This window comes from Leisingera aquaemixtae, assembly GCF_001458395.1.
Lineage (GTDB): Bacteria > Pseudomonadota > Alphaproteobacteria > Rhodobacterales > Rhodobacteraceae > Leisingera > Leisingera aquaemixtae.
Genome location: NZ_CYSR01000032.1, coordinates 1 through 19,185 on the forward strand (window position 1 = coordinate 1; position 19,185 = coordinate 19,185).

The 19,185-nt window shown below is 66.5% G+C and carries 14 protein-coding genes; 3 read left to right on the forward strand and 11 right to left on the reverse strand.

The annotated features are described in order from the left end of the window. Both PHA8399_RS18665 and PHA8399_RS18670 read right to left on the reverse strand, forming a co-directional pair. A partial coding sequence (locus PHA8399_RS18665; RefSeq protein WP_058287615.1) for a right-handed parallel beta-helix repeat-containing protein occupies positions 1–833 on the reverse strand: 833 nt, incomplete at its 3' end. Between the two features lie 824 nt (positions 834–1,657). After that, positions 1,658–2,308, reverse strand: a complete 651-nt coding sequence (locus PHA8399_RS18670) for a sulfotransferase family 2 domain-containing protein (RefSeq protein ID WP_082649574.1) — start codon at positions 2,306–2,308, stop codon at positions 1,658–1,660. Between the two features lie 553 nt (positions 2,309–2,861). Between PHA8399_RS18670 and PHA8399_RS18675 the strand changes: the two genes are divergently transcribed. From PHA8399_RS18675 to PHA8399_RS18685, 3 genes are read left to right on the forward strand one after another with little or no spacing between them, the layout of a single operon-like run. Continuing rightward, positions 2,862–5,165, forward strand: a complete 2,304-nt coding sequence (locus tag PHA8399_RS18675) for a polysaccharide biosynthesis tyrosine autokinase (protein ID WP_058287617.1) — start codon at positions 2,862–2,864, stop codon at positions 5,163–5,165. A gap of 39 nt (positions 5,166–5,204) precedes the next feature. After that, entirely contained in the window at positions 5,205–6,314 is a 1,110-nt protein-coding gene (locus tag PHA8399_RS18680) for a glycosyltransferase family 4 protein (protein ID WP_158509277.1), read from the forward strand. Continuing rightward, a complete protein-coding gene (locus PHA8399_RS18685; protein ID WP_058287619.1) occupies positions 6,307–7,410 on the forward strand; it encodes a glycosyltransferase in 1,104 nt (367 codons plus the stop codon). The genes PHA8399_RS18680 and PHA8399_RS18685 overlap by 8 nt, the downstream gene beginning before the upstream one ends. Before the next feature lie 24 nt (positions 7,411–7,434). Here PHA8399_RS18685 and PHA8399_RS18690 read toward each other — a convergent pair whose 3' ends face one another. The 9 genes from PHA8399_RS18690 to PHA8399_RS18730 all read right to left on the reverse strand — a co-directional run bounded on the left by PHA8399_RS18690 (position 7,435) and on the right by PHA8399_RS18730 (position 19,101). After that, positions 7,435–8,337: a sulfotransferase family protein gene (locus tag PHA8399_RS18690; RefSeq protein WP_082649576.1), complete on the reverse strand. Its 903-nt coding sequence runs from the start codon at positions 8,335–8,337 to the stop codon at positions 7,435–7,437. Between the two features lie 167 nt (positions 8,338–8,504). Further along, positions 8,505–9,881 carry a hypothetical protein gene (locus PHA8399_RS18695; RefSeq protein ID WP_145977068.1) on the reverse strand — a complete coding sequence of 459 codons (1,377 nt, stop codon included), beginning with the start codon at positions 9,879–9,881 and terminating at the stop codon, positions 8,505–8,507. A gap of 213 nt (positions 9,882–10,094) precedes the next feature. Further along, on the reverse strand, positions 10,095–11,507 hold the full coding sequence (locus tag PHA8399_RS18700) for a mannose-1-phosphate guanylyltransferase/mannose-6-phosphate isomerase (RefSeq protein ID WP_058287622.1): 1,413 nt from the start codon (positions 11,505–11,507) through the stop codon (positions 10,095–10,097). Between the two features lie 310 nt (positions 11,508–11,817). Further along, a complete protein-coding gene (locus tag PHA8399_RS18705) occupies positions 11,818–12,078 on the reverse strand; it encodes a hypothetical protein (protein WP_058287623.1) in 261 nt (86 codons plus the stop codon). Between the two features lie 174 nt (positions 12,079–12,252). Beyond that, positions 12,253–12,939, reverse strand: coding sequence for a YjbF family lipoprotein (locus PHA8399_RS18710; protein WP_058287624.1), 687 nt, complete (start codon positions 12,937–12,939; stop codon positions 12,253–12,255). 2 nt (positions 12,940–12,941) lie between these two features. Beyond that, entirely contained in the window at positions 12,942–15,209 is a 2,268-nt protein-coding gene (locus tag PHA8399_RS18715; RefSeq protein WP_342027524.1) for a YjbH domain-containing protein, read from the reverse strand. 240 nt (positions 15,210–15,449) lie between these two features. Further along, positions 15,450–17,342, reverse strand: coding sequence for a polysaccharide biosynthesis protein (locus PHA8399_RS18720; RefSeq protein WP_058287625.1), 1,893 nt, complete (start codon positions 17,340–17,342; stop codon positions 15,450–15,452). A gap of 291 nt (positions 17,343–17,633) precedes the next feature. Next, positions 17,634–18,245: a sugar transferase gene (locus tag PHA8399_RS18725; protein ID WP_058287626.1), complete on the reverse strand. Its 612-nt coding sequence runs from the start codon at positions 18,243–18,245 to the stop codon at positions 17,634–17,636. 19 nt (positions 18,246–18,264) lie between these two features. Next, entirely contained in the window at positions 18,265–19,101 is an 837-nt protein-coding gene (locus PHA8399_RS18730; RefSeq protein WP_244270257.1) for an NAD-dependent epimerase/dehydratase family protein, read from the reverse strand. Positions 19,102–19,185: the final 84 nt, after the last annotated feature.

Below are 19,185 nucleotides of genomic sequence, written 5' to 3' on the forward strand. Positions count from 1 at the left end.
ACGGTGACAACAACGCCGTTGGGGCTGTCGATGAACTCGCTGCCCGAAATGCGGATGTTGTGGTTCTGCTTGCTGGCGTCGAAATCCGACTTGCTTTTATACAGGCTCTTGATGTCGATGCCGCTGACGCCGTTGTCGTAGAACACCGAATTCCGCACCTGGCCGTCCTTGAAGCCGCCCGCGGTATCCAGCCCGTCGCGGGCGTTGCGTTCAAAGAAGCTGTCCGCCACCAGCATCCGCTCCGGCGCGTCGCCGTCCGGGGTGGCGGTGGTCTTGATGCCGTCGCCCAGCGATTTGCGGAAATGGCTGCCGGTCACCTTGGCGTCATCGCCGCCGACGATGCGGACCTGGTAGAAGCCGCCCTCGAAAGAGCTCTTGTCCAGGCTGAACCGGTCGCCGTTCAGCACGTCGATATGCATCGAGACATTGCCGGAAAACGCGCTGTTCTGGACAGTGACCCCATCGCCGTCGACCACCAGGATGCGCTTGGTGTGGTAATCGGAACCCGACACCGGGTTGGCGCCGCTGTAGCCGGTTTTCGGCGCGTTCACCACGTCGAAGGTGACATTGTCCACCGTCACCCCGTTTGAGAGCAGGAACAGCGGCGAGGTGTCGGTGGCCGATGTGGTGCGCACATCCAGGCCTGCGCCCTTCTCGGCGGTGAGGGTGAAATTTTGCGGCAGCCGCAGGTGCGACCCCGAGATCTTGTAGGTGTCCTCAAGAACCAGCGTGTCGCCGGCCTTGAATTTGTTGCTCGACAGCAGCGACGCAAACGCGCTGGAGACATCCTGACCCGCGGACCAGCCGAGGTCAGACGAATGCCAAACGGTCATGTGATTTCCTTTTAACTGCAATCAGCCGCCGAGTGGTGCGGCCGACCCTCATACCTTCTGAAACAGCGCACACCGGAGACGGGCCCTGGAAACGGACCTGAAGCATCGGGACTGATCCCGGGTGCTGCAGATAGTTCTGTCCCTCGCCGCCGGAACGCCGGCGTGCTGCTGAATTTGCCGCGGCCTATCGCGCAAAAGGGTTAACAGGAAGCCGGGAGCAGTTTGATGTCAAAAAGCCGGCTTTTTTTGGCCAATTCCGCGTTTGCCGTCCGCAATGAACCGCGCAAAGGCCGAAAGCCGCCGAAAAAGGCAGGCCAAGGCATCGACAATTTGACCGCAATCGGAGACACTAATTGCCTTTCCCAAGGCGGCGGCGCCCAGAGGCGCGGGCATCAGCCCTGACACAGGTCGTCCGGGCCTGTCGTTCCCGGCCCCTTCACGGCACGCCAGCGGCGCCAATCCGGAACCGGCTCCCCGCGCAGGGCCTCCGGCAATCCGCCGCCATGTTCCCCGGAATTGCCTAAGCCTGCGCATGGGACGCGCAAGGCTGGCCGACGGCCTGTCCCGATGCGGCGCAGCCGTTGAAGCCCTGTGGCCGCGGCCCGGTTTGCCTGGCCTTGGAAACCGCCGGCTTTGCTGCATGATCATGGGGTGATGGCGTTTATGGCGCGCTCAGGGGGGGCAGCGGAGCGCGCGCTGAGCGGCCAGGCGTGATTGCGGTTAAGGGGGTTTGGTATCTGTGCGCAATCCGGCGCTTGGCTGGCGCTCTCCTCATGGCGCAGGCCCGGGAGTATCAGGGGCGGACATTTTAATAACCGATCTGATTAATAGCCGATCTGATCAAAGTCATCGGCATAGACGCGGCGTATCGCCTGCCGGGCGGCCGGGCTGAGCTCTTCTCTGCCGCTTGTGGTGTTCTTGCGGGGCAGGGTCTCGGGCAGGCCGTATTGCCGGGCGAAGGGCTCCCATTCATCCTCAAGGGCCTCCAGCCGGAGGATATGCGTAACCGCGCCATGAGCCCCGTTCAGGAACTCTGTTTGCGGCCGGAAGTGCATCCAATTCTGAACCTCCGGCCGATGCAGGCGCTCCGTTGCAAAGGTGTTGTGATCGCCATGCAGGTTCTGATTTGCCCACGCGCGGTCAACCCCGTTGCCGCCACCGTTCCTGAGGTAGCGGTAGGCGGACAGATAGCGCGCATATGGATCCCGTGTAACGGCGAAGGTCGGCGGGATCTCCCGGCCCCGGGCCCATTTCTCATAGAATGCATATGTCTGATGGCCCCTTGTCCGCGCGACGCCAAGGCTCAAGATGCTGGAGCCGGCCGACTTTGGAATGTGAATGAAGATCAGCGGAGCCTGCCAAATGGTGTCCGGCGGACCGCGTCTCTTGGCCTTGGCCATATCCCAGCGCAGGCGCCAATCCCTGTACGTGCCGTGGAGACGCCCGCGCCAGCCATCAAGATCAATTATACTCATAATCAATTTCCCCCGGAACTGGATTGACTACGGCAGAGGCTTCCGCGCCGGTCAAGGGGGCGATGGCCGGTCGCGCTCCGCGCTGTGGTGCAACTCCTGCCCGGCCGCAAAACCGGTCATCCCGCGCAGCAAACCGGCATCTGCGCGCTTCGCCCCCGGTTCTCTCAGATCCATCATGGGCTTGGTCACCGGTGTCTTCCTCCGGCTCAGGCAGGAGGCGGCCAATGCCGAAAAAACGATTGGGCGATAAGCGGATAGCCTTGGCCCCCGGACGTGAAACCATCGGCCTGCGAGGCCCAAGCCGCATAGGTCAGAGCTTGGAGAAACACAGAGGCGGGACAGCTCCAGCGCAAACCAATGATAACAGCCCGGCCTGCCCGGACTTGGAAACCGTCGACTTTGCCACATAATTATGGATTGATGGCATTTATGGCGCTCTCAGGGATGTATTGGAGCGCGCGCTGAGCGGCCAAGTGTGATTGGGGTTAAGGGGTTTGGGTGCATGTACGCAAGACGGTCAGAGTTTGGGGATCATGCCCGGCCCAAGGAATCCTTGCCAGACTACGAAGTCTACAGCCTGCCGCACGACGGCGAGGGCGACCAGACTTTGGATATCCGCAAGATGGCGCTTGCTCTCTGGCGCGGAAAGCTGCTTTTGGCGGCCTTTGCCGGTGCCGGGTTTCTGGCCGGATTGGCGCATGTCAGCCAGCAGGAGCCGGCCTACCGCGCGGTGACCAGCATCCTCTATGAGCCCGAGCGGCTGCAGATCGTCGATATCTCAGAGGCGCTGGTAAAGCCGGACACCGGTGCCGGGATCGGCAACCAGGTTGAAATCCTCAACTCCACCACCCTCCTCGGCAATATTGTCAGCGCGCTTGGGGAAGACACCATCCTGCCAGCCAGGCCGGACAGCGGCGGGGCGCCGGACACCGGCAGGATCTGGGACGCCGCCGCGGCCTGGCTGCTGGATGCGCTGCCGGACTCCGTTTCCAGCCAGCTGGCGCAGCTGGGGTTTGCAGCGCAGACGGATGCCGCCGCAGGCGCAGCGCCCGCCCAGACAGCAGAGGACGCGCAAAAATCGGCCGCGCGGGATGCCATCGGCTATTTGCGCGACAACCTGGAGATCGAGGTGATCAGCGGGTCCGGGGTGATCGAGCTGTTCTACTACTCTTCGGATCCGGACAAGGCCGCGCTGATCGCCAACACGATCAGCGAGCAATATATCGACTTTCAGAAAGTGTCGAAAAACCAGGACGTGCTTGCGGCCATCGACCTTGTGAACAACCGCATCAAGGAGCTCAGGCAAAGCGTCGTGGAATCCGAGCGGAACCTGGAAAACACGCGCCTGGACCTGGCCCGGCGGCGCGCGCAGAGCGCGGAAATGACCGGCATTCAGCTTGCGGCGCACAATCAGGAGCTTGCGGCAGTCCGGCTGCGCCTGTCCGGATCCCGCGCCCGTTTTGAACGGGCCGAAGCCGCGCTGGCGGACGGAACGGATCTCTGGAGCGTCACGGAATTCCGGGAATCCGAACTGATCACCGACTTCCGCAAGCGGGAGATGGATATCCGGGAAACCATTGCGCAAGAGCGCGCCATCAGCGGCAGTGTGGTGACACCGTCCAGCGTGCGCAGCGCGGCCTTGCTCGGGCAGGCCCAGCAGAGCATCCGCGAGGAGGCCGCCTATATCGTCGCCGCGCTTGAGTTCGAGGTCGAGTCCCTGGAACAGCGGGAGCAGCAGCTGGAGCAGATGGTCCGGGAGCTGGAAATCACCTCGATCGAACGGACCGCGGACGAGCTTTTCATCTCCCGCCTCGAGCGCGAGGTGCTCGCCAACCAGACATTGCTGCAAACCTTCGTGGTGCGTCAGAAGGAAATTTCCGAACAGGCCAACCTGCAGTCGGCCGATGCCCGTGTCCTGTCGCGGGCCGAACCGCCTTCACACCCGGACCGGCAGGCCAGCAACCGCGTCCTGCTGGCGTCCAGCGCCGGCGCTCTGTTCCTCTGCGCGCTGTTCCTGCTGCTGCGCGAGCGGATGAACAATTCGGTTCGCGACCCGCACGACCTGGCTGAAATCACCCATTACCCCATTCTGACGTCGCTGCCGCTGACCCGCAGGCGCAGGAGCCTGCAGAAACGCGCGCGGGAATTCGTGACCCGCCCGAAATGCCTGCTGGCCGAAAGCATCCGCAACCTGCGGACAAGCCTTCTGTACAGCGATCCGGACAACCAGCCGCAGGTTGTCATGCTGACCTCCTCGGTGCCCGGCGAAGGCAAAAGCGTCACCTCGTTTCTGACCGCCTTGGCCAGCCAGCACACGGAGCATGACACCATTCTGGTCAGCTGCGACCTGCGCGATTCCTCCAATGCCCGGATCTATTCGAAATTCCCGAGGCTGGTCCCGTCCAAGGCAGCAAGCACCGGCCTGGTCAGCTACCTGCGCAACGACTGCACCCTGGAAGAAGCGCTGGCGGTGCACCCGGAGTCCGGGCTGCATATCCTGGCCGCCGGGAAAAAAGAGCACTTCCATGAAAGCCCGGCAGACATTTTGTCCTCGCCCCGGTTCTCCCAGATGATTGCCGAACTGCGCGAGCGGTACAAGCTGGTCATTCTTGATGCGCCGCCTGTGCTGGTGGCGGCGGATGCCCGGCTGCTGTCCAGGATGGCGGATTCCGTTGTCTATCTGGTGCATTGGAACCGCACCTCCAAAAACGCCGTGCGGGAGGGGCTGCGCGAGCTGCGCTCCGTGAACAGCCCCGTGGCCGGCTGCGTGCTGAGCATGGTGTCCCAATCCAAAGCCCGGAGATATGCGGACAATGAGTTCATCTACAAACAGCATTACGCGGGCTATTACAGCTAGCGGACCCGGCAGCCTGCGGTGATGAAGATCTGCCACATAGTGGACAATGCCCGCCCCGGTGTCGGCGTGACCCAGGTCGTCTATGATCTGATGACCGCGGACGGGATGGAGTGCCGCGGCATTTTCACCGGCCGGAGCGGCCTGGATGCGCGGTTTTCCGGGCTGGTCAGCCAGGGCACAATCACATTGGCGGCGTCGCCGGCTGAACTGGCGCGCGCGCTCAGCAGCCTCAAGCGGGACGGCTTCCGGCTGCTGCATGTCCACAGCCGCAAATCCGCCTGGCTTTGCATGCTGGCCCGGCTGTCCGGCTTCCGGATCGTGCGCACCCAGCATTTCGGAACCGCTGCCAGAGACCGGCCGAAGCGGCCGCAGGCCCTGACCCGGCTGCGCAACGTCCTGACCGGAAAATCCTGGTGGATTGACCGCTGGGCCGCTGTGAGCCGGACCTCAAAATGCTATATCCAGAGCCGCTGGGGGGTTCCGGACGCGCGCATTTCGATTGTCTGGAACGGTATCGACGTGGACAAGTTCACGCCGTGCCCGGCCGGCCGCCGGGCGGCGCTGCGGCAGCAGCTGGGCTTGGAGGACGGCTGGATCGTGCTGATCTCTGTCGGCTCTCTGGTGGCGCGCAAGCGCCACGGCAGCATCATCAAGGCCTTTGCGGACATCCCGGACCGGCCCGGCAATGCCAGGCTGGTCATTCTGGGCGAAGGCAGCGAGAGGCCCCGGCTGGAACAGCTGGCGGCGGACTGCGGCCTGGACGGCAAGGTCATCCTGCCGGGCAGGCGGGACGATGTGGCCGCCTGGGCGGCGGTGTCCGACATCTATGTGCATGCGGCGCTGGACGAGGCATTCGGCCTGGCCGTTGCCGAGGCGATGGCCTGCGGCACCCCGGCAATTGCCGCAGGCACCATGGGGCCGGCCGAAATCGTGGAGGACGGGGAAAACGGCCTGCTGGTGGCGGATGGCAGCGCCGCAGGGCTGTCCGCAGCCATGGCGCGCCTGATCGCGGACAGCGCCTTGCGGGCCCGGCTGGGGCAGACGGCCCGGCGCCACGCGGTGCAGCGCTATTCCTTGACGGCCATGTGCCAGGGCTATGCCGCGCTCTATCAAAGCGTGCTCCCGGCCCCGGGGGCGGCGCATGGCTGACCGGCTGCGGGACACAGAGGCGCCGCAGGGGGCAGGGGCGCCGCAAGGGGCAGGGGCGGCAGGAGCAGATCTGCGCCCCCGGCCGGGGGCCGCGCTGAACATCCTCTGGGTTCTTCTGGGGCGGCAGGACAAGGCCAGTTCACGGGTCAGGGGCTACTGGGTCGCCGAAGCGCTGAAGGCCCGGGGCCATGCGGTCCGGATCCGGCACACGGAGCACCGTTTGCAGTATCTGTCCCTGCTGGCGGCCGCCCGCACCGCCGATGCGGTTATCTTCCAAAAGAAATACGGCCGCTACGACCTGCTGGCCGCCCGCATGCTGCGGCGGCTGGGCAAGAAGGTGTTCTTTGACATCGACGATGCGCCAAGCCGCACCCGGGCCAGCGCCACGATGCAGCGGGCCGGCAGGATGATGGCCCTGTCCAGCGGCGTGCTGGCGGGCAGCGGGGCGCTGGCCCGGCTTGCGCGGCCGCACCAAAGCGCCGTGCACCTGCTGCCCTCCGGCGTGCTGCTGGAAAACTACCGCGTCAAAACCCACACGCCCGCAGACAGGATCTGTCTCGGCTGGATCGGCAACGGCGCGCATTACGCCGGTGATTTGATCCGGATCCTGCGAGACCCGCTGCAGCGGATCGGCGCCCGGCGTCCCGTCACCTTCCGGATCGTGGGCGCCTGCGGGGTGCAGGAGCTGTATCAGGCCTTTGCGGGCATCGAGGGCGTGGCACTCGACTTCATCGACCAGATCCCCTGGTCGGACCCCGGTGCCGTGGCCGATGCAATCGCCCCCTTCGACATCGGCCTCTACCCGCTGTCGCAGGATCCCTTCAACGCATACAAATGCGCGTTCAAGGCCCTGGAGTATATGGCCAGCGGCCTGCCGGTTGTGGCCAGCGGGGTGGGCGCCAATGCCGAGACCGTCCTTGATGCAGAGACCGGGTTCCTGTGCCAGTCCGAAGAAGACTGGGTGCGCGCCATTGAGACCCTGGCCGGCGACGCGGACCTGAGAGCCCGGTTCGGGCAGGCCGGGCGGGCGCGTGCAGAACAGCATTACGACGTTGCCCGGCTGGCGGCCCGGCTCGAGGGCATCCTGCAGGCCTGAGCCGCGGGGCGGCAGCGGGACATGTCAGCTGCCGGGGGCAGCCCGCAGGGTCCAGGGCTGCAGATCCTGCCCGGTAAGCTCCTGCAGCTGGGCGATATCGGCAGCGTAGTAGCGGCGCAGCGCATGCCAGGTGCCGGGAGCGACTTTCGGGCTGTCCAGCACTTTGCTGTAGATCTGCGCCCGCAGCTTCTCGCGCAGGATCCGCGGAACGAAACGCCGGATCCGGGCCTTGGGCAGGTTCAGCAGCCGCATCAGCAGCGCGCTGCGCGGCACGCCGCCCCGCTGAGTATGCACGATGGCCGGGCTGAACTCCGGATCCACCTCCAGGAAGCGGTAGATCTGCCGCGCAACCTCCGCAGGCCTGGACTTGAGGTCGTCGAAATTGATGAAGTGGAGACGCTCCATGCCGAACACATCTATCCAGCGTTGCAGCAGGCGGGCCTGCAGCCCCTTGCCCAGGCGCGACCGTTCCGACACTTCGGTAAACCCCTGTTCCGGATCAAGCCGGGCGTCCTGAGTGACGAACTCCTCAAAACTGCCGCTGAAATAGCCGCTGCGCACACGGAACAGATATTCGGAAAACATCCGTTCCGCCGGATCCCGGACGGCGATCAGGATACGGGCATCAGGGGAATGGCTTGCGATCAGGCCGGGGACCTCGGAATGGTAGATGTAGTGCGATGCTTCCCCGGCCCATTTGACCGCTCCGGCACCGGCAAAGAGCCCTTCATAGCGGCCGCGCGTCAGAAAGCGGCCATTCACCCTGCCTTCAAGCGGCGTCCCCTTCTGCCGCAGTGCCTCCGCATACCAGAACATCGGCTCCTTGATCTCAGCCATGAAGATTTCGGGGTGCTGGGACAGCAAAAGGTAGATCGTTGTCGACCCGCATCGCATTCCGCCGATAAAAAACAGGTTCGGCATTGTCATGATCTAGCCTCGCTTTCCACCGGCCATGTTTCGGGGGCTTGCAAGCAAAAGGGGCTGTAAGCCCCCAGCCGCCGAAGCTTGAATATGTTCCGGTTTTGCGGCCTGGCAAGCGGACGGGCGGCCGCGCCGCCGCGCTGAGGCTCTGGAAGGCGGGCAGGGGCGCGGGTTTAGCGCCGCACCCTGAACTCCCGCCCGATCGAGACAAAGACGGCATGCGACTGGGCCCGTGTGCCCGCAAGCTGTTCCCGCATGCGGTAGCGGTATCCGGTGTCCAGCGACCAGTCTTCCGTCAGCGCATATTTATACTGGGCCGTGAAACTGGCCAGGTCGGTGCTGCCGCCGGCCTCGTCGGTGACCGTGTAACCCGCCTTGAGGCCGATGCTGGAGAGGCCGTTGATCTCGTGGTTGTAGTCGAGCAGCAGCGCGGTCCGCAGCACATTGCCGTCGTCCTCGTCGAAATCGACCCAGCGCTGCAGCTGCGCATTGATGCCGCCGCGGGGCAGCTCCTGGCTCCAGCTGAGCGAGCCGATGATTTCCGATTGGCCGGTGTCGGAATCCGCCGCCCCCAGCGTGGCTGACAGCGCGCCGCGGGGCAGCTCAAGGCTGCGGCCCGCGGTGAAGGTGCGGATGGTGCCGTCGTCGGTGACATACTGTTCCGCTTCCGCGGTCACGGTGCCGTTGGGCATATCCCGTTCAAGGCGCAAAAGCGCTTCCAGGCCGCTGCTTTTCTCGATGACGCCAAACTCCCGGGTGTCGATCGAGGCATAGCCGAGATCCGCATCCAGCCGCAGAACCGGGTTCACCTCCACACTCAGCCCGGCATAGCCGCGCGATGTGTCGCGCCGGGTCTGTTCGGCATCTTCCGCTTCATAAAGCCGGTAGCCCAGCCCCAGCCGGGCAACGGCCACCGGCGAAAGACGGAAGCGCACCTCGGACTCCGCCTCGCTCAGATCGTTGTCAGACAGCTCCGGGTCGGTGGTGTCCGAGTACCGGAACGCCACGTAATCCGCGCTGAACGACGCGCCGACAGGCGCATCGCGGCCAAGCTCCAGCGCCACCCCCGCGGCATAGCGCTCGCGGTTGCCCGTGCCGCTGAGCTCGTCCAGGTCCGGCGGCAGGTCAATCTGGCCATCGTCATCGGTAATGTCGTCCAGCGGCTCCAGGAACTCGATGTTCGTCTGCAGGTAGCCGGCATTGGCCTCAAACGCCGCGTTTGCGCCCTCGCGGCCATAGCTCAGATCAAGGCTCTGATTGTCCAGCCCGGAGTCCGCGCCCGGCCCGCTCACGCCCCGCAGCACGCCCCCGGCGAGCAGCCCGAAGCGGTCCAGCCGGGTTTCCCGGGTCAGCCCGAAGGACAGCCCGGTCGAGGCAAAGGTCGTGCTGCCCTGGCTGACCGGGTCCAGATCGAGGTTGTCGCTGGTCTCAAGACCCTGGCTGAAGCCGAACACCATTTCCGTGCCGCCGTCCTGGGCCGCAACGGGCAGCATCCAGCAAACGTGAACCGCACCTGCCAGAATGCTGCGAGTGACCAAATGCCGTTTCACCAGTGCCTCAACCTTGCTTTTGTCTTTGCCTTGCCGTCCCGGCCCGCCGCAGCTGCCGCCTGACCGGCCCTTCGGCCGGCCTTTCGGACTGTGTACCGCTTTGCGGGCTGCGGGCCGCAGAAAAGCAGCCCCCGGGCGGGATTAGTTTCCCCCTGTATTGGGATTGCAACATCCAGCGCCCCCGCCGTGCGCCCGCCGCCGGTCCGGCCGCGGCTAGTTCCGGTTATAGACGTCTTCATAGCGGACGATATCGTCTTCGCCCAGATAGGCGCCGGTCTGCACCTCAATCAGGTACATCGGGACTTTGCCGGTGTTTTCCATCCGGTGGACAGCCCCCAGCGGCACATAGACAGACTGGTTCTCCGACAGCAGCTGAACCGTCTCGCCCACGGTCACCTGCGCGGTGCCGGCAACGACGATCCAATGCTCCGAGCGGTGCACATGGCTTTGCAGGCTCAGGACGCCGCCCGGCTTGACCATGATCCGCTTGACCTGGAACCGCTCGCCCAGGCACAGGGTTTCATACCACCCCCACGGCCGGTGAAACCGGGGGTAGTCCTCGGCCTGCGGCACCCCGCTTTCCCGCAGCGCCGCCACCGCTGTCTTGACGTCCTGGGCGTGGTCCAGGCTGGCGACCAGAACCGCATCCCGCATGGCCACCGCCACAATGTTCTTCAGGCCCAGCCCGACCAGCCGGATATTGTCCTCTTCGCTCCGCAGCAGCGTGTTTTCGCAGCCGATCGCCGTCACCGGGCCCGTCTCCGACAGGCGGTCCGGCCCCTCTGCCGAGACCGCGTGCAGGGAATCCCAGCTGCCCAGGTCGGACCAGTCAGAGGCCAGCGGCACCGCCACGACGTTCTTGGCCTTGCTGATGATCGCATCATCAATCGAGACCGCCGCGATCTCCTCGTAAGGGGCGGCGCCCAGCCGGAAGAACCCCAGGTCTTCTTCCCCCTGCGCCACCGCCGCATCGCACAGCGCCAGCATATGCGGGGCGTGCAGCCTGTAGGCCTCAAGGATATCGCAGACCCGGAACATGAACATCCCGGCGTTCCACAGGACGTTGTCCTGCTCCAGCAGCCCGGCGGCTGTCTGCCGGTCCGGCTTTTCCAGGAAGCCGGACAGCGCCACAGCCTGCCCGGCGGCGGCCGGCTCCGCCAGCTTGAGGTAGCCAAAGCCCGTCTCGGGGCGCTCCGGCGTCACCCCGAAGGTGACCAGCACGCCCTCCTGCGCCGCCTTTGCCGCCACCGCCACCGAGGCGAGAAACGCGTCCGTGTCCCGGATCATGTGATCCGACGGCGCCACCAGCATCAGCGCCCCGGGCTGGTCCTTGAGGGTCAGCGCCGCCGTCAGCACCGCCGGGGCGGTGTTGCGCATGGCCGGCTCCAGGATGATGCGCCCGTCCAGCAGCCCCAGGGCCGCCGCCTGGTCTTCCACCAGAAAGCGGAACTCCTCGTTGGTGACAAACACCGGGGCATCGAACTCCGGGCCGCTCAGACGGGAGAGCGCATTCTGAAAAAGGCTTTGCTTGCCTGCAAAGGCGGCAAACTGCTTTGGAAAAGCCCGCCGCGAACTGGGCCAAAGCCGCGTCCCCGAACCGCCGCACAGAATAACAGGATAAATCATCAAGCGCTCTCCAAACACAGTGTTCAGCTATCTTGAAACTATCCATGATCAATCTTTCCCCGGCAAGAAAAGCCGCCGCTCCCGCGGCGGTTTCCGGACAGACGCCCCGTGGTTTGGCCCTGCCGGGGCGGCCGGGAGATGCAAAAAGCAACATAACCCCTATTACGTGATCAATTCGTGTGGCCGCGCATATTCTATTCCGGGTTGCGAAAAGCCCCCGGTTTTGCCGGGACCCGCGGAAAACAGAAAACGGGCCCCGAAAGGCCCGTTTCCGTAAAACCATGCCCGCGCCTGCGGCGCGGCAAAGCGCTTAGTTGGTGGTGGTGGTGGTGGTGGTGCCGACTTCGTCGTCGTCATTGGCAACCACGCCCAGCACAACCAGGCCAGCCACAACGCCGGCCACGGCGCCTGCGCTCAGACCGCCCAGGGCAAAGCCGTTCTGCGCCGCGGTGCCTGCGCCCATGCTGTTGCCGGAGCCTGCGCCCGGTGCCGGGGAGGGAACCTGCTGAGCCGAAACGGCGGTGGCCGAAGCCAGCGCGGCCAGGGTCAGGGCAGTCAGAAGATTTTTCATTTTCAAACTCCTTTGGAGAACTGTGGAAAGGTGCGTTGAGGCGACCTTATGGGAGGCGGGTGCCCATTTCAACGCATGGAATAGCTGCAAAACTCTTGAAATCCGGTTTGCGCCGCGAATTTTTTCCGCCCGTTGCCGCAAAGCCGCGGCAGCAGGGCGGAAAAGGGCGGCGGCTCAGCGCCGCAGCTGGCGGATTTTTACATAACCCGTCTCCGGCCCGGCCCATTGCCGCGACTGCCAGACCCGGGTGCTGCCGGGGCGGGAATCAACCCAGTAATCGTTGACCACCGCCCCGCCGCTGCCGTCGCAGCGCTCCTGCAGATGGCGGGCGGGATGGGTGATTTCGACGATCTCCACCGGCTTCGGGCCCAGGTCGTGCAGGCTGCAGGCCATGTTCAGCACCGCCTGGCCGTTGCCGTTGGCCCGCACCGTATAGCGCCGGGCGCCGCCCTGCGCCGGGCCCGCCACCCCGTCTGCGGCCGGCACCTGCGCCGACAGCAGCCCGCCGCCCAGGCCGCGGGTGGCAATCACCATGCCCTGCCGGAAGGCAACCGACACGTTGTCCTGGGTGCGCCAGACCTCGATCTGCCCGGGATGGCTGTCGCGGCGCTCCAGGGCGCGGGTCAGATAGGCCGTGGCGCCGCGGTTCTCGATGGTGACCTCGATATAGGGCTGGGGCTGCTGGTCCAGCAGCGCCCGGGTCAGCCCGGCCGGCGGCGGCGGCGGCGTGCGGCGGCGGCCGATCAGATCCCCCACGGCCTGCACCACCTCCAGCTCTGCCGGGGCCTTTTCCGGCCCCCTGCTGCAGCCCGCCAGCAGCAGCGCGGCGGCGGCCAGGGCGGCGGCGGTGAAACGGATCATGCTCATTCCCAGAACCTCGCGCGCTGGTCTTCCAGGCTCTTGCGGTGGGCCTCGCGCACCGAGCCATAGAGCCGGTCCGGCACCGTCACCCGCTGGCCGCCGTCGCGCTGGGTCGGGCGGATGGTCAGCCCGAAACCCGAGCGGGACGGTTTGCCCAGCAGCCAGTCCACCGGGATGCGGAAGCGGAAGCCCTTGTCAAAGGAGCCCTCGCCGAAGTCCTCGGAGGAGACATTGGTGAGGGTAAAGAAGCCGCCGACCATGAAGCCGTTGTCGAACTCGCGGGTGAGGCTGAAGGTGCCGCCGTAATCGCCCGCCAGGTAGCGGCCGGCATCGACCTGCATCAGGTAGCCCTTGGGCAGCTCGTAATAGGCGGAGGCATGGCCGGTGAAGGTGCGGTAGTCGCGGAAGCCGAAGCGCTGGTCGAAATCGCGCTGCACCACGTAATTGGCCTCCAGCCCCAGGCCGAGGCGGCTGTTCACCGGCTTCCACAGCATCTCGCCCGAGACGCCGCCGTACATGCTTTCGAACAGGCCCGTGGTCGCGCGGGCATAGAGGTTGCGGCCCGGTTTCCACAGGCGGCTCACGTAGAGGTTTTCCAGGGTGGTGCCGAACTGCGCGTATTCCACCTGGTCGGTGCGCACATGCGGCAGCACCGAATTGGAGGCGCGGCCGTTCTTCACATTGCCCAGGACGCGCTGGCGGATGGTGCCGGCAATGCGCCAGCCCGGCGCGGGCGCGTAAGACGCGGCAAAATCAACCCCCGCATCCAGCCGGAACGGCTGCTCCGGGTCGAAATAGGCCGGTTTGGTATAGGGGCTGACGGAGGTGGCAAAGGCCGGGTACAGCTCGCCCGAGAAGATCGCGTCTTCCGGCAGCGGCCCGGCATCCTGCACCCCGGCCGCGGCAAACAGCGCATCCGCGGCCTCCGGATCGAACTCCAGCGCCTCCAGGTCCGAGCGGCGGATCTCGATCGCCGCAAGGCCGAGGCCGCGGCGCACCGGCACCAGGCGGAAGGTCTCCACCGAGGGCGGCAGCGTCTGCGCCAGGGCGCGGGCGGCGCGGCCGGCCGCCTGCCCCGCCGAGCGGTAGCGCGGGTTGCGGTAGCGCAGCTCGGCCCGGGTGCCCTCAAGGGTGATCGCCTCCAGCACCAGCCCGTCGGCCTTCAGCGCCGCAGCCGCCAGGTCGCGGATCTGGCGCTGCTTGCTTTGGCTGGCGGCCCAGTCCTGGCGCCAGTGGCTGTCCTGGGTGGCCCATTGGCTGCGCGGGATGACGGGGTGCGGCGCGGGCACCGCCATCGGGGTCGGCGGCTGGTTCGGGTTGAGCTGGATCTGCGCGGTAAAGCCGATCTCCGAGCCGTAGAGGTAATAGGCGCCCAGGCGCAGCCGGTCGGAATACTGGTACTCCACCCCGTAGTTGAGCGAAGATTTGCGCTCGAACACATCGGAGACCTCGGTTTCGGTCTCATAGGCATCGGTGGAATATTCCGCCTTCAGGCTCCAGCGCGCATCGGGCTGCCATTCAAAGCCGGCAAAGGGCGCCACATCGCCGCGGAACCACTGGTCGGTGGCCAGCTTGCCGCCGGTGCTGCCGCCGACAAAGGAGGGGCGGGTGCCGCCGGTCGCGCCGATGGCGCCGTGGCTGCCCAGCCGCCCCCAGCCAAGCCCCGCGGTGAGCTTTAGCCGCCCCGGCGCGCGGCCCCAGCCCAGGGCGGCGGCCTCGAACCGTTTGGTGGCGGCGAAATATTCCGCCGCATAAACCCCGGTGCCGGCAAAATCCTGCAGCCCCAGGGTGACCTCCGGCAGCCAGCGCCGCTCGCGCCACAGCCGGGCGCGCACGTCGAAGCCGCGGTCGTAATAGGTGTCAAAGCCGAACAGGCCGAGATCCTGGATGCCGTTGTAGCGGAACGAGGCGCTGAGCCAGGGCAGCGCCTGGAAGGTGATGTTGTAGCGCGAGGTGCCGCCGAACCAGGAATAGGTGACCGCATACTGGCCGTCGGGCAGCATTTCGGCGCTTGGCATGTCGATGAGGCCGGGGCTGCCATAGAAGTTGAGGCTGGGCGGCGGCAGCGGTTTCAGCCGCGGCGCCGCCGCCTCAGTACCCGGTGCGGCGCCATGGCCTGCGCGGGTGATCTCTGGCCCCAGCGCCAGGCCCGGCTGCGCCGCCAGGCACAGCAGCGCCGCCGCCGGGGCGGCCAGCGGTTTGGCCAGAGAGCCGGCCAGCGGCGCGGTCCTGCGCACGGTCCAGTGCAGAAGGGTCTTGATCGCGCTCACGGGAAACCTGCCTTTTGGAACTGCCTGTGCCGGGTCTCGCTGCCCCGGCCTTCTCATCTGCTGCCCCGCTTAGAGCATGGATGGCCGGGCCGGATCAATTGCCGCGTGCCCCGGCGGCAGCGGTTTCGCCGCCAGTGCAGCCGCAGGGCCGCACCGGAGCCGCACCAGAGCAGCATTGAGGCCGGGCCTGGGGCAGACCCCGGGCCGGATCTGCGGCTCTGTCCTTGGGGGTTTACAGGTTCAGGAGCTCTTGCGGCCCGCTTCCGGCGGCTGGCAGTAGCCCTCGACCCAGCGCTGGATCACCCGCCGCGCCGCCGCCTCGTCGCCCGCGGCCACCGCCTGGCGCAGGCTGCGCAGGAAGCCGGCCACCTCGATCTCCGACAGCACGGTTTCGCGGGCGCAGAAGATCTTCTGGTGGCGGGTGTGGACCAGCTCCTCGGTCAGGGTCAGCTCCTCCTCCATCTTCTCGCCGGGGCGCAGCCCGATGATCTCGATGGCGATATCGCCGTCCGGGTTGTCCGCGTCGCGCACGGAATGGCCGGCGCTTTCGATCACCTGGCGGGCCAGCTGCAGGATCGGCACCGGCGCGCCCATGTCGAGCACAAAGACCTCGCCGCCCTGGGCCATGTCGCCCGCCTGCAGGACCAACTGCACCGCCTCGCTGATGGTCATGAAGAAGCGCTTCACATTCGGGTCGGTCACGGTGACCGGGCCGCCGCGGCTGATCTGCTCCTGGAACAGGGGCACCACCGAGCCGCTGGAGCCCAGCACATTGCCGAAGCGCACCATGGTGAAGACGGTTTTCTGCCCGTGTTTCTGCCCGGGCCGGGTGGCCAGGTCCTGCACGATCAGCTCTGCCAGCCGCTTGGAGGCGCCCATCACATTGGCCGGGTTCACCGCCTTGTCCGACGAAATCAGGATAAAGCGCTCGACCCCGGCCCTGGCGGCGGCGCGCGCCAGGGTCTGGGTGCCGAAGACGTTGTTGGCCAGGCCCGGCAGCGGATTTGCCTCGACCAGCGGCACATGCTTGTAGGCGGCGGCATGCAGCAGCACCTGCACCCCGTGCCGGTTCAGCACCATCCGCACCTGGCGCGGGTCGGTGACCGAGCCCAGCACCGGCACCAGTTCGATGCCAGCTGCCTCGGCCAGCGGCCCAAGCTCCTGATGCACGGTGTAAAGCGCCAGTTCGCTCAGTTCGAACAGCACCAGTTTCGCGGGCCGGCAGGCCAGCACCTGGCGGCACAGTTCCGAGCCGATCGAGCCGCCGGCGCCGGAGACCAGCACCGATTTGCCCTGGTAGGAGCCCGCCGCCTCCTTCAGCGGCACATCGCGGGCGGCGCGGCCCAGGAAGGCCTGCGGCGCCACCGGCGTCAGCTTGTCGACCAGCGCCTCCTCGCCGATCAACTGGGCAAAGGAGGGCAGCGCCTGCACCTCCAGCCCCAGCTGCTGCAGCCGCTGGGTGATCTGCGCTTGGCGCGGCTGGCTTTGCGACGGCATCGCCAGCAGCACCCGGCGGATCTGGCGCGCCTGCACGATCTCGGCGATCCGGGCCGGAGAAAACACCGGCAGCCCGACCAGGGTCAGCCCCTGCAGCGAGGAGTTGTCATCGGCAAAGGCGACCGGATCGATGCCGTCATGCGCCTTCAGCGCCTGCGCCAGCTGGGTGCCGGTATTGCCGGCCCCGTAGATCAGCACCCGGCAGCGCGGATTGGCGCGGCGGTAGATCATCAGCACCAGCTGCAGCATCGCCGCGCGGGCCACCACCATGGACAGGAAATAGCAGATCGCAAACACCACATGGGTGCCGGGCGGCAGGGCCGGGCCGAAAAGGGCCGTCAGCAGCGCCAGCGCCAGCGCCGTGCCGCCCGCCAGAAGCGCGCTTTGCACCGCGGCGTGGCGCTCATAGGCGTTGAGCTGCACATGCGGCAGCCCCAGCCACAGCGCCATCCCGGCGGCGGCGGCCAGCACATAAGGCAGCACCGGCATCAGCGACAGCAGGGTGGCAAGCGCCGGGTCCGGCAGCGGCTGCACCTGCAGGGTGAACAGCAGCGCCAGCGGCAGCAGTGCCAGGTCTGCCGCCAGGAAGACGTAGGATTTCTGCCGGCGCGACAGCGCACTGATCAGATTATACATGCTTTCCTGCCCTCGAATGCCCGCATTTTTGTCCTGTTGTATCCATTTGCCCGCCCGGGCAGCGCCTCCACTGCCGGATAGCAGAAAAACCCTGAATAAAATATGGCCGCAGGCGCTGAAAATCCTGTGCGCCGCCCATTAAACACAGTTCCTATCATAACCGGTTTTCCCTGTGCCGCAAAACGGGCAGCGGCGGAAAACCGCCGGGCAGCCCCGGGTGTCCCGCCCGCCCGGCGCCGGTCCGCCACCGGTCCGGCCGCGCAGGCTATGCGGGAATCGTTCCACACGCATCTACCCCCGGCGGAAGATATTGCCAATGGTCTGAAACACCAGATCGAAGTCGAAACACATGCTCTGGCGGCGCTGATAGATCAGATCCAACCGCGCCTTCGCCGGCACGCAGAGCCGGGAATAGACCGCATCGGTCTCCTCCGGCGTGCGGCAGCGCGCCAGCAGCGCCGCCTCATGCTTGTGATAGGTGATCGAGGCCAGGCCGGTGACGCCGGGGCGCGATTTCAGCACCTCGGCATAAAGCTCAGGGTTTGCCTCGACATACTGGCGCAGCGGCGGGCGCGGCCCGACAAAGGAGATGTCGCCCTTGAGGATGTTCCACAGCTGCGGGAACTCATCCAGCCGCTTGGAGCGCAGCCAGGCGCCGGTGCGGGTGATGCGGGCGGATTTGTCGCCGCCCGAGACGCCGGCATCGGTGTCCACCACATTCATGGTTCTCAGCTTCCAGAGGCTGAAGGGCTGGTCCACCCCCTTCATCCGCTCCGCCACGTAGAACAAGGGCCGCCCCTCCTTCCACAAAAGCCAGCCCAGCAGCAGCAGCAGGACAGGCCCCAGCAGCAGGATCAGCAGGGTGGCAAAAAACAGGTCAAACAGCCGTTTGCGCCAGGTCATATCGTTATGTGCTCCAAGGTTATCCGTCTGCCATATCAGGCTCTAACACGGCCCATTCCGCGGCCATCCGTGCCGGGTCCGCCGCCGCCAGCGGCACCGGCAGCAGCGCCTGCAGGCGGGCAACGTCCAGCGCCACCTCCGGGATCGCGGCGGCCGGGGCCGGACGGACGGCAAAGGGCCGGCCCGCCGCCTGCAGGAGCGCCCCCATCTCCACCGCCCCCGGCTGCGCCAGGTTCAGCACCGGCGGCAGCGCCGGCGCCGCCAGCAGTGCCGCCAGCACCTCCGCCAGCGTGCGGGCGCCGATATAGCTGCGCCGCGGGGTGCCGCCACCGGCAAAGCGGTCCAGGGTGAACCCCGGCCGCCAGCCGCCCAGGGCAGCGTCCAGCCCGGCGATATTGCCGATCCGCAGGGCACAGACCGGCACCCCCAGCTGCGCGCCAAGCGCCGCCGCGCGCGCCTCCATCTCCGCCTTGGCAGCGCCATAGGCACTGGCGGGGCGCAGGGCTGCGTCCTCTGCCAGCAGGCCGCCCCGGGCGCCGTACACCGCCGCCGAAGACGCCAGCAGCACCCGGGCGCCGGCGGACGCGCCGGCCCGCACCGCCGCTTCGGCGAGGCGGATATGATCTGCCATGTCTGCGTCCTTGCCGCCCCGGCCCGGCACCGGCCCGGCCAGGCAGAGAAGGACCGCCATTCCTTCCGCGGCGCGCGCCAGCGCCGCCGGCTCCGCCAGCGGATCGAAGATGTGCCAGTCTCCCGCCAGCCGTGGCATCCGCCGCGCCTGCAGCCGCATCGCCAGGCCTTCGGGCGGGCACAGCTGCAGCAGCCGGCCGATGCGCCCTGTTGCGCCCAGAACCATTACGGCGGGATTTGCCATCGCTGCTGCCCGTTTCTGTTGAACCCTCTGGCTCAGCCCAGTATCCTTTGCCAGGACAAAAATCAA